The organism is Ferrovibrio sp. (assembly GCF_029255545.1).
Taxonomy (GTDB): Bacteria; Pseudomonadota; Alphaproteobacteria; order Ferrovibrionales; family Ferrovibrionaceae; genus Ferrovibrio.
The window spans coordinates 18,682-29,546 of record NZ_JANLJJ010000074.1; the positions used below are offsets into that span (position 1 = coordinate 18,682).

At 65.0% G+C, this 10,865-nt stretch carries 9 protein-coding genes; 4 read left to right on the plus strand and 5 right to left on the minus strand.

Annotation, left to right across the window (positions count from 1 at the left end):
• Nucleotide 1 precedes the first annotated feature (1 nt).
• Nucleotides 2–901, plus strand: coding sequence for a DMT family transporter (locus Q1J79_RS14605; RefSeq protein WP_300301707.1), 900 nt, complete (start codon nt 2–4; stop codon nt 899–901).
• Between the two features lie 8 nt (nt 902–909).
• Here the strand turns inward: Q1J79_RS14605 and recJ are convergent, their stop codons facing one another.
• The 5 genes from recJ to Q1J79_RS14630 all read right to left on the minus strand — a co-directional run bounded on the left by recJ (nt 910) and on the right by Q1J79_RS14630 (nt 7,372).
• Nucleotides 910–2,727: a single-stranded-DNA-specific exonuclease RecJ gene (recJ, locus tag Q1J79_RS14610; RefSeq protein ID WP_300301709.1), complete on the minus strand. Its 1,818-nt coding sequence runs from the start codon at nt 2,725–2,727 to the stop codon at nt 910–912.
• A 2-nt stretch (nt 2,728–2,729) separates the two neighbouring features.
• Nucleotides 2,730–3,776, minus strand: coding sequence for a class II fructose-bisphosphatase (glpX, locus tag Q1J79_RS14615; protein WP_300301711.1), 1,047 nt, complete (start codon nt 3,774–3,776; stop codon nt 2,730–2,732).
• Nucleotides 3,777–3,798: 22 nt separating this feature from the next.
• On the minus strand, nt 3,799–5,118 hold the full coding sequence (locus Q1J79_RS14620) for a homoserine dehydrogenase (RefSeq protein ID WP_300301713.1): 1,320 nt from the start codon (nt 5,116–5,118) through the stop codon (nt 3,799–3,801).
• Nucleotides 5,111–6,331: an LL-diaminopimelate aminotransferase gene (locus Q1J79_RS14625; RefSeq protein ID WP_300301715.1), complete on the minus strand. Its 1,221-nt coding sequence runs from the start codon at nt 6,329–6,331 to the stop codon at nt 5,111–5,113. Before Q1J79_RS14625 ends, Q1J79_RS14620 begins: the two co-directional genes overlap by 8 nt.
• Nucleotides 6,332–6,424: 93 nt before the next feature.
• A complete protein-coding gene (locus Q1J79_RS14630) occupies nt 6,425–7,372 on the minus strand; it encodes a hypothetical protein (protein WP_300301717.1) in 948 nt (315 codons plus the stop codon).
• 231 nt (nt 7,373–7,603) lie between these two features.
• On the opposite strand from Q1J79_RS14630, the gene Q1J79_RS14635 reads away from it, so the two are divergent.
• The 3 genes from Q1J79_RS14635 to Q1J79_RS14645 all read left to right on the plus strand — a co-directional run bounded on the left by Q1J79_RS14635 (nt 7,604) and on the right by Q1J79_RS14645 (nt 10,741).
• On the plus strand, nt 7,604–9,487 hold the full coding sequence (locus Q1J79_RS14635; RefSeq protein WP_300301720.1) for a class I poly(R)-hydroxyalkanoic acid synthase: 1,884 nt from the start codon (nt 7,604–7,606) through the stop codon (nt 9,485–9,487).
• Between the two features lie 134 nt (nt 9,488–9,621).
• Nucleotides 9,622–10,263, plus strand: coding sequence for a muconolactone Delta-isomerase family protein (locus Q1J79_RS14640; RefSeq protein ID WP_300301722.1), 642 nt, complete (start codon nt 9,622–9,624; stop codon nt 10,261–10,263).
• A 1-nt stretch (nt 10,264) separates the two neighbouring features.
• Nucleotides 10,265–10,741: a YchJ family protein gene (locus Q1J79_RS14645; protein WP_300301724.1), complete on the plus strand. Its 477-nt coding sequence runs from the start codon at nt 10,265–10,267 to the stop codon at nt 10,739–10,741.
• Nucleotides 10,742–10,865: the final 124 nt, after the last annotated feature.

The window sequence follows — 10,865 nt, forward strand, 5'->3', positions numbered from 1 at the left end:
CATGTCCTTCGACCGGATTCTGGGCACCGGCAACCGCCGGGGCATCATCTTTTTTCTGCTCGCCATCATGCTCTTCGTGGTGAACGAGGCCTTGTGCAAGCTGGTCTATGACACCGTGCCGGCCAACCAGATCATGGCGGTGCGCGGCCTGATCGCCACGGCGGTGATCCTGGGCATTGCCCATGCCCTCGGCGCCACGCGCCAGATCGGCGCCATGTTCGACCGCCGGGTGGTGATGCGCAGCATTGTCGACCTAGCCGGCAGCTATCTCTACATGATCGCCCTGTTCCATATGCCGATCGGCAACATGATGGCGATCAACATGGCCTCGCCCCTGATGATGACGGCCGTGGTGGCGGTCGTGCTGCGCGAGCCGGTCGGCTGGCGGCGCTGGGGCGCCATCGTTGCGGGTTTCCTCGGAGTTCTGCTGGTGGTGCAGCCGCGCGCCGAGAATTTCAACGCCTACTCGATTCTGGCGGTGGGGGCGGTGATCTGCATCGTGGTGCGCGACCTGGTCACGCGTCGCATCGACTCAGCGATCCCCTCGCTGATCGTCATCCTCACCAATGTGGGCATGATGGCGGTGGTGGCGCTGGGGCTGGCGCTGATCGAGGGCTGGATTGCCATGGGCTGGCGTGAGACCGGCTTCCTGGCGCTTTCCGCCCTCTTCATCGTTGCCGGCTACCAGCTGGCGGTGGAAGCCTTCCGCCATGCCGAGGTGCCGGTGATTGTGCCGCTACGCTATACCGGCCTGCTCTGGGCCCTGCTGCTCGGTTATCTGATCTGGGGCGACGTGCCGGACGAACTGGCCGCCGCCGGGATCGTGCTGATCGTGGCCAGCGGCTTGTATGTGTTCCATCGTGAACGTGTGCGTGGCCGGCTGACGCCGCCGAAAATATGACGGCGGAATCAGCCCGCAGGCTGCGCCGCATCCTCCAGCACGAACTGCACGCGGCGTTCGCCGCGCCAGTAATCGGCCCGCAGATGGCCGCCCAGATGCAGGGCTGAGCCGGTCTGCCGGGCCTGCAGCAAGGCCGGGCCAAGCTCTCCCTCGATGCTGCGGAAGGCGATCGCTTTCAGCCGCGGCCCCTGCCCGTCGCCGGCCGAAAGCAGGCAGCGCACATGTTTCTCGCCGACCACATCGGCGGTCACCACGCGGGCGCCAGCCAGCGCAAACCGCGGTTCGGGATTGCCCGAACCATAGGGGCCGAGCTGCTCCAGCTTTTCATACAGCTCCACATTGGCGCCGCTGACGCCCAGCGCGCCATCGAACCCAAGCGAGGCGGACGCACCGGCGCGGATCACCGCGTCGCGCAGCCGCTCGTTGAGGAAGGCCTTCAGCTCGTTCAGCTTTGCCGTCTCCACCGTCAGGCCCGCCGCCATGGCATGGCCGCCGCCATTGACCAGCAGGCCGGCCTGGCCGGCCGCCACCACGGCGGCGCCCAGATCGACGCCGGGGATGGAGCGGCCCGAACCCTTGCCAATGCCAGTCTCATCAAGCGCGATGACAAAGCTGGGTCGGCCGGCAGCCTCGCGGATGCGCGCCGCCACGATGCCGATCACGCCGGGATGCCAGCCCTGCCGCGCCACCAAAGCCAGCGACGCCGTTTCGGGCACATGCTCCAGTTCCTGCATGGCCTCCAGCAGCACGGTGGCCTCGATCTCCTGCCGTTCGCGGTTGTAACGGTCGAGTTCGCCGGCAATCGCGGAAGCCTCGCGCGGATCGTCGCAGGAGAGCAGCCGGGTGCCAAGATCGGCCTGGCCGACACGGCCGCCGGCATTCACGCGTGGCCCGAGCAGGAAACCCAGATGATAGGCGCCGGGCGGCTCGTTCACGCCGGCCACATCGGCCAGGGCCGCCAGACCCGCATTGCTGCGGCCACGCAGGATTTTCAGCCCCTGAGCAACCAGCGCGCGGTTCAGCCCGGTGAGCGGCACCACGTCGCAGACGGTGCCAAGCGCCACCAGATCAAGCCAGCCCATCAGATTGGGCTCCGGGCAATCGGCCGTGTAATAGCCGCGTTCGCGCAGGCGGCGATTGACGGCAATGATCAGCAGGAAAGCAACACCGACGGCGGCAAGCTGGCCATAGCCCGGCTGTTCATCCAAGCGATTGGGATTGATGACGGCCACCGCGCGCGGCAGGTCGGGCTCGGCCAGGTGGTGATCGACCACGATCACGTCCAGCCCGGCGGCGGCGGCATCCTCCAGCGGTGCGAAAGCCAGCGTGCCGCAATCCACCGTCACCACCAGCTTCACGCCCTCGGCAGCCAGCTTGCGCAGGGCCGGCGCATTCGGGCCATAGCCTTCCTTCAGGCGGTCGGGGATATAGACACGCAAGGGCCGGCCGATGGCGCGGAAGAATCGGTTCAGCAGAGCCGTGGAGGTAGCGCCATCGACATCGTAGTCGCCGAACACGGCAACCTTCTCGTCTTTTTCGATGGCCTGTGCCAGCCGGACGGCGGCGGCATCCATGTCGTGGAAACGCGAGGGATCGGGCAGCAGGCGGCGCAGGGATGGATTGAGATGATCTTCCAGCGCCTCGAAACCGACGCCGCGACCGGCCAGCACGCGCCCGAGGATTTCCGGCAGGCCGGCCTGCTGCGCCAGCGCCAGCGCCAGGCGTTCATCGGTATTGCGCAGGCGCCAGCGGCGGCCCTGCACCGACCGGGTGACGCCCAGGAACGGTGTTTCGGAAACGGCCGGCGCGGTCAGCAGGCCATTCATGCTCAGGCCGGCTGCGGCGTGCGGATCACCGCCTCGATGCGGCGGATCGTACCGGTCTGCGAACGCATGACGATGGAATTCGCCTTGTACCCGCCGGGCACGCGCTTGATGCCGTGCAGCAGCGGGCCATCCGTCACGCCGGTGGCCGCGAAGATCACATCGCCCGTGGCCAGATCGGTCAGGTTGTATTTGCGATCGAATTTCTCGATGCCAAGGCGGCGGGCGCGGCTGCGTTCATCCTCGTTGCGAAAGATCAGGCGCGCCTGCATCTGGCCCCCGATACAGCGCAGGGCGGCGGCGGCCAGCACGCCTTCCGGCGCGCCACCCGAGCCCATGTAGATGTCGATGCCGGTATCGGGATCGGTGGTGGCGATGATGCCGGCGACGTCGCCATCCGAGATCAGAGCGATGCGGGCGCCGGTGGCGCGCACCTGCTGGATCAGGTCCATGTGGCGCGGCCGGTCGAGGATGCACACGGTGAGATCGGCCACCGCGACGTTCTTCGCCTCGGCCAGGCGCTTCAGGTTCTCGGCCGGCGAAAGGTCAAGATCGACGATGCCATCAGGCAGACCGCCGCCGACGGCGATCTTGTCCATGTAGACATCCGGCGCATTGAGAAAGCAGCCGGCATTGGCAAAGGCGATCACCGTCATCGCGTTGCTGCCGCCCTTGGCCGTGATCGAGGTGCCTTCCAGCGGATCGAGCGCAATGTCGATACGCGGGCCTTTGCCGGTGCCGACCTTCTCGCCGATATAAAGCATCGGGGCCTCGTCGCGTTCGCCCTCGCCGATCACGATGGTGCCGTCGATGGTCAGCGTGTTGAGCGCCGTGCGCATGGCATCCACCGCGGCCTGGTCGGCCGCCATCTCGTCGCCATGGCCGACCAGCCGGGCGGCGGCGATGGCCGCGGCCTCGGTAACGCGCACCGCTTCGAGCGTCAGGTTGCGCTCAACCGAAATGCTGTCGGAGGAAACGTCAGCGCCCGGTTTCGCGTCCGGCCTCGCGGCCGGTTTCGCCTTCGGTTTGGTTGCCTTGCCCGTCGCCATCATCAGCTCCAGAGCGGTTGGTGTATCACTGCTGCTCGATGCGGATCAGCGCCGGCGCCTGCAGCACCGAACGCAGCTTGCCGATTTTCTTCATGGCCCGCGCCATATCGGCCTCGCGCGCGTCGTGGCTGATCAGCATGACGGCCACCGGCTGGTTCTCGGCTTCCGAGCGGCCACGCTGCACCAGGCTTTCGATGGAAATCTTCTCGTCGCGCAGCACGGCGGAAACATCGGCCAGCACGCCGGGCTGGTCGCGTACGATCAGGCGGATGTAGTAGCGACCGACATGATCGGCCATCGCGGCGGCTTTCAGCGGCTGCAGCTTCGCCGCCGGCACGCCGAAGGCCGGGGCATGACGGCCGGCCGCCAGATCGGCCAGATCGGCCACCACGGCCGAAGCGGTCGGATTGCTGCCGGCACCACGGCCTTCAAACATCACGCGGCCGACATAATCGCCTTCTGCCGCCACGGCGTTGAACACGCCGTCGACATGGGCAATCGGCGTATCGGCCGGCACCATGCATGGATGCACGCGCTGCTCGATGCCCTTGGGCGTGCGGCGGGCAATCGCCAGCAGCTTGATGCGGTAGCCGAATTCCCTGGCGAAGGCGATGTCGACGGCCGAGACATGACGGATGCCCTCGACATGCACCGCGCCGAAATTCACTTGCGTATTGAAGGCCAGCGACGTCAACACCGCCAGCTTGTGAGCCGCATCGACGCCATCGACATCAAAGCTGGGATCGGCCTCGGCGTAGCCCAGCTTCTGCGCCTCTTTCAGCACCTCGGCAAAATCACGACCGGTCTCGCGCATTTCGGTCAAGATGTAGTTGCAGGTGCCGTTCAGGATGCCGGTAATGCGCTCGACGCGGTTGCCGATCAAACCTTCGCGCAAAGCCTTCAGGATCGGGATGCCGCCGGCCACCGCCGCCTCGAAGGCCAGCGGCGCGCTCTTGGTTTCGGCCAGCGCCGCGATCCTGGCGCCATGCATGGCCAGCATGGCCTTGTTGGCGGTGACCACGCCCTTGCCGAGCTTCAGCGCCGTTTCGACCAGCGCGCGGGCCTTGCCATCGGCGCCGCCGATCAGTTCAACCACCACTTCGACGTCCGGGTCCTTCGCCAGTTCGACGGCATCGGCATACCAGCGCCAGTCGCCTTTCGGCATGTCGCGCTTCTTGCGCTTGTCGCGCGCCGAAACCGCCACCACCTTGATCGGCCGGCCGGCACGGGCTGCGATCATGCCGCCATGCTGGTCCAGCAGGCGCACCACGCCGGCGCCAACGACGCCCAGCCCCGCAATACCGACTTTCAGCGGCGGCGCCGACTTCACATAAACCTTAACCATTGGCGACAGCCTTCTCCGCCGGATCGGGAAGATTGGAGGGCGAACCCAGCAGGCGCTTGATGTTCTTCACGGCCTGACGGGTGCGGTGCTCGTTCTCGACGAAGGCAAGCCGCACGAAATTGTCGCCGTGCTCGCCGAAGCCGATGCCCGGCGCGACGGCGACTTCCGCCTCGCGCAGCAGCAGCTTGGAGAACTCGACCGAGCCGAGATGGGCGTAACGCTCGGGGATCGGCGCCCAGCAGAACATCGAGGCATTCGGCATCGGGATCGGCCAGCCGGCGGCATTCAGCCCCTTCACCAGCACATCGCGGCGCGACTTGTAGGTCTGGCGGATTTCCTCGACGCAATCCTGCGGGCCGTTCAGCGCCGCGGTGGCGGCAACCTGGATCGGCGTGAAGGCGCCGTAATCGAGATAGGATTTCATCCGCGCCAGCGCGCCGATCAGCGACGGGTTGCCGGCGCCGAAGCCGATGCGCCAGCCCGGCATGTTGTAGGTCTTGGACAGCGAGGTGAATTCGATGGCGATATCCTTGGCGCCTTTCACCTGCAGGATCGAAGGCGGCGGATTACCATCGAAATAGATCTCCGAATAGGCCAGGTCGGAGATGATCCACATGCCACGCTTCCTAGCGAAGTCGACAATGGATTCATAGAAGCTCAGATCCACCGTCATCGCGGTGGGATTGGCCGGGAAGCTAACGATCAGGGCAATCGGCTTGGGGATGCTGTGCTGGTAGGCGCGCTCCAAGCCGGCAATGAAATCAATGCCGGGACCAATCTGCACGCTACGCACATTGGCGCCGGCGATGATGAAGCCAAAAGCATGCATCGGATAGCTGGGGTTCGGCACCAGCACGGTGTCGCCCGGCGCCGAGATCGCCATGGCGAGATTGGCCAGGCCCTCCTTCGAGCCCAGCGTGACGATGGCTTCCTTCTCGGGGTCGAGCTCAACGCCGAAACGGCGGCCATAGTAATTGGCCAGCGCCTTGCGCAGGCCGGGTACGCCGCGGCTGGAGGAATAGCGGTGCGCACGCGGATTCTGCGCCGCCTCCACCAGCTTGGCGACGATATGCGGTGGCGTGGCATTATCGGGATTGCCCATGCCGAAATCGATGATGTCTTCGCCGCGGGCGCGGGCCTGCGCCTTCATACGGTTCACTTCCTCGAACACGTAGGGCGGGAGTCGCTTGATGCGGTAGAACTCGGTATCCATGGCTTTATAAATCCGGATAAACAGGGCTTCAGTTACGCGAAAGCGCGGCAGCTTTTCGCCCCGCGCCCCCGCCTTATTTAGTCGAAATCTGTTTCAGTTTACGAGATAGATTTCAACCCGGCGGCTGTAGTCCTCGGCGCCGGCAGCGTATCCGGCCACCGGCGGCGAAACGGCGGTCACCACCTGGGCCACGCCACGCCGCCGCAATTCAGCAGTCACGGCATCGATGCGCCGCTGCGGCAAGCCCGCGCCGGTTGCCAGGCCATAGCCGATTACACGCACCGAACCCTTGCCGCCGACGCCCTTGTAATATTCGGCCACCTTGCGGACCAGCGCCTTGTCATCGTTGCCCAGCGCGGTCTCGTTGTTGACGAAACGCACGATGGCCAACAGCTGCTGGCTGCCCGGCAGGGCCACATAGGACGGAGCCCCGAAGCTGGCCGGCGCCCCGCCCGGCTGCGCCAGGTTGGACGGCAGGGTATTGGCGGAAGACTGCGCCAGGCTGGCGGCAAAGCTATCGGCCATGCCGGCCGAAGGAGCCGCCGGGGCCGGCGCATAGGCCTGTCCGGGGGCAGGCGCCTGTCCCTGGGCCTGGCCAGGCATGGCCTGCGGACGGACCGGGTCAATGGCGCCGCGCGGCTGCGCCGTCGGAGCGCCAGAAGGAAGCTGGCTGACCGCAGCCTTCGGAGCCGGCGGCGGGGCGTTGCTGTCGGCCGGACGGGCGCGCAATTCCTGATCGGTGTAACGGGCATTCGCCCGGTCCGCATTCAGGCTGTCGATCGCCTGGCGCCGCTCACCCGAGGATGAAACCTCGACCGGACGGGGTGGCACCCGGCCCAGATTGGGGAAACGCTCATTGGCGCCGGCATCGGTGGCCATGGAGCCGGCGGCACCGGGGGTGTCCTTGGGGTTATCGCTGAACAGGCCGGTCGGATCGGACCATTCGGTCGGGTCGGCCCAGGTGCCGCAGCCGCCGAGGGCCAGCATGGCAGCCAGCATCGCGGTCGCTGTTGCGCCGCGCAGCCCAAGGCTGCTTCGCATCGCCTTACCGGCGGAAGCCCTGCCGATCCCTGCCATCTCAATTCCCCCTAAACACCAAAACCCGCTGGAAACGTCAAAAACCACTGGTTTTCCCCTGTTGATCAAGCCGCGTTTCCGTCGGCCTTGCAGGGTGATTCCCTATCCCGTAACCTCAACCCGTGCCGTGGAAATCCGGCGAGTAAGCCGGAGTCGCAGGGCGAGGAAACGGGCCCCGAGAATAAGGACTGTCGGATGGCGAAGCAACCGGACAGTGACAGGAAACCGGAGAGCGATCTAAAGCTGCCCGACCCGGCTGCCTGGGCCCAGACATGGGCCAGGATCGCCGAACAGAGCCAAAAACTGATCAGCGACTTTGCCGCCAGGCAGCAGGCCGAACAGGCTCCGGCAGGCCCCGGAAACGGCAAGGCCGCCTCCCCGCTGCCCGGTTCCATGCCGGGCGCCCCGGTCAATCCCGACCCGCTGAACCTGACCGGCGCCTATATGCAGATCGCGGCCAAACTGATGGCCGACCCGGCCAGGCTGGCCGAGGCCCAGGTCCGGCTGTGGCAGGATTACGCCAAGCTGTGGGCCAACACCGCCGACCGCTTCCTCGGCAAGCCCAGTGAGCCGCTGGTGCAGCCCGACAAGGGCGACAAGCGCTTCCGCGACCCGCAATGGGAACAGAGCGCCATTTTCGACTACCTCAAGCAGTCCTACCTGCTGACGGCGCGCTGGATGCAGAAAACCGTCACCGAGGTGGACGGGATCGACCCCAAGGTGGCCCGGAAGGTCGATTTCTATACGCGGCAATTCGTCGATGCGCTGTCGCCATCGAATTTCGCCCACACCAACCCCGAGGTCCTGCGCGCCACCATCGACAGCAACGGCGAGAACCTCGTCAAAGGGCTGGAGAACCTGCTGGGCGATCTAGAGCGCGGCAAGGGCAAGCTGAACGTCAAGATGGTGGATTCCAAAGCCTTCACCGTGGGCGAGAATATCGCCGTCTCGCCGGGCAAGGTGGTCTACCAGAACGACCTGATCCAATTGATCCAGTACGCGCCCGCAACCAAGGAGGTCTACAAGCGGCCGCTTTATATCGTACCGCCGTGGATCAACAAGTTCTACATCCTCGATCTCAAGCCGGAGAACTCGTTCATCAGATGGATGACCGAGAAAGGGTACACCGTGTTCGTCGTGTCGTGGAACCAGCCGGATGAAACACTGATCGATAAAACCTTCGAAAGCTACATGCGCGAAGGGATCCTCGATGGCCTCGATGCCGTGAAGAAGGCAACCGGCGAGGATGAGGTCACCGCGATCGGCTACTGCATCGGCGGCACGCTGATGGCATCGACGCTGGCCTGGATGGCGGCCAGGGGCGACGACCGCATCAAGGCGGTGACCTTCTTCGCCGCCCAGGTCGATTTCTCGGAAGCCGGCGAGCTCAGCGTCTTCACCGACGAGGACACGCTGAAATACCTGGAAAGCCTGATGTCGGAAAAAGGCTATCTCGACGGCAGCGAGATGGCGACATCGTTCAACATGCTGCGCGCCAATGACCTGATCTGGTCCTTCGTGGTCAACAACTACCTGCTGGGCAAGGAACCATTCCCCTTCGACCTGCTGTACTGGAATTCCGACTGCACGCGCATGCCGGCCAAAATGCACGGTTTCTACCTGCGCAACATGTATCAGAAGAACCTGCTGTCGCAGCCCGGCGCGTTGGAACTGGCCGGCGAGCGGCTTGACCTGCGCAAGATCAGGATTCCGGTCTATCTGCAGGCCAGCAAGGACGACCACATCGCGCCCTACAAATCCGTCTACAAGGCGACCCAGCTCTATGGCGGGCCGGTGCGTTTCGTGATGGCGGGCTCGGGCCATATCGCCGGCGTGATCAACCATCCGGCAGCGAAGAAGTACCAGCACTGGCTGAACGAGACCAAGACCAACCCGGCCAATGTGGACGACTGGATCAAGGGCGCGAAGGAAATCCCCGGCTCGTGGTGGGACGACTGGGACAAATGGCTGTCTGCCAAATCGGGCCCGAAAGTACCGGCCCGCATGCCGGGCGACGGCAAGCTGAAAACCATCGAGGACGCGCCGGGCAGCTACGTGAAAAAGCGGATCGTGGATTAAGGCCCTGAATTCGTCATCCCGGGCGAGCGCCTTTTAGGCGCGAGACCCGGGATCCCATTTGTAATCGACGAAATGGGATCCCGGCTCGCGCTTCGCTTGGCCGGAATGACGATCAACATTTGAGGAATACAACAATGCTCGCACTCGTGGACGTCACCTTCAATTTCTCCAGCCTGGGCGACAAGGCGCAGGAGCTGGTGAAGGCCGAATGGAAGGTGGAGGAAGAGCTGCTGGCGAAAGGCCAGTTCGTCGGCATCTGGCGCAAGGCCAACGGCATGGGCACCATGTTCATCCTCGACATGCCGAACAACGAGGCGGTGGGCAACCAGGTGCGCGCCATGCCGCTCTATCCCTTCTTCACCGACGTGAAGGTGACGCCGCTGATCGGGCATCCGAATTTCCCGCAATTCGCCCGCAGCCCTGACTTTCACGAGAAGCCTGACAGCAAACCCAAACCCGACAGCAACCTGTTCCTCTGCGACGTGCGGATCGAATACCTGCGCGCGGGCGACAAATTCCAGGAGCTGGTGCAGGCCGAATGGCGCGCCTCGGAAGCCATGCTGGCCAAGCGCCAGCTGGTGGGCATCTGGCGCCGTGCCAACGCACTGGGCACGTATGTTTTATGGAACCTGCCGGATGCAGACGCGGTGGCCACCACCCTGCGCGGCATGCCGCTTTATCCCTGCTTCACCAAGGCGGACGTCATCCCCCTGATGATGCACCCCAACTTCCCGCAATTCGCCCGCCCGGCCGAGCATCACGAAAAGCCGGCATAACGTGCCTGCCTGCCCCTGCCAGTCCGGCCTGTCTTTTGAGGATTGCTGCGGCCCGATCCTGGCCGGCAGGCCGGCGCCCACCGCGCTGGCCCTGATGCGCTCGCGCTACACGGCTTACGCACGCGGCGATGTGGCATATCTGGCGCGCACACTGGCGCCCGAGCATCGCGCCGGCTTCGATGCGGCCGATGTCAGCGCCGGGATGCGCGAGACGCAATGGCTGGGGCTGGAGATTCTCGACACCAAAGATGGCGGCGCGGCAGACAGCACCGGCATCGTGGAATTCGCCGCATGCTTCAGGGCGCAGGGCAGGCTGCAGGTGCTGCAGGAACGCTCGCGCTTCCGCCGCGAGGCCGACCAGAACTGGGTCTACGTTGACGGCGAGACCGCGTTGCGGCCAGCGAAAAAGCCCAGCCGCAACGATCCCTGCCTCTGCGGCTCGGGCAGGAAGTTCAAGCAATGCTGCGGGCGGGCTTAGACGCACGAAAAGCCGGTCGAAGATGGCCACCACGGCTGACATCCCCCGCCTTTTGCGGTATCCTGTACTGAAACATACCGGATGTTGGGTCGGCGTCCGGTTCTTAACGACCGGGGGTAGTATA

What these genes read in the sequence shown, in the direction of transcription:
- Q1J79_RS14635 (WP_300301720.1), top strand. Translation starts at nt 7,604, where the DNA reads ATGGCGAAGCAACCGGACAGTGACAGGAAACCGGAGAGCGATCTAAAG.
- Q1J79_RS14605 (WP_300301707.1), top strand. Translation starts at nt 2, where the DNA reads ATGTCCTTCGACCGGATTCTGGGCACCGGCAACCGCCGGGGCATCATC.
- Q1J79_RS14640 (WP_300301722.1), top strand. Translation starts at nt 9,622, where the DNA reads ATGCTCGCACTCGTGGACGTCACCTTCAATTTCTCCAGCCTGGGCGAC.
- recJ (WP_300301709.1), bottom strand. Translation starts at nt 2,727, where the DNA reads ATGAATGGCCTGCTGACCGCGCCGGCCGTTTCCGAAACACCGTTCCTG.
- Q1J79_RS14630 (WP_300301717.1), bottom strand. Translation starts at nt 7,372, where the DNA reads ATGCGAAGCAGCCTTGGGCTGCGCGGCGCAACAGCGACCGCGATGCTG.
- Q1J79_RS14620 (WP_300301713.1), bottom strand. Translation starts at nt 5,118, where the DNA reads ATGGTTAAGGTTTATGTGAAGTCGGCGCCGCCGCTGAAAGTCGGTATT.
- Q1J79_RS14625 (WP_300301715.1), bottom strand. Translation starts at nt 6,331, where the DNA reads ATGGATACCGAGTTCTACCGCATCAAGCGACTCCCGCCCTACGTGTTC.
- glpX (WP_300301711.1), bottom strand. Translation starts at nt 3,776, where the DNA reads ATGATGGCGACGGGCAAGGCAACCAAACCGAAGGCGAAACCGGCCGCG.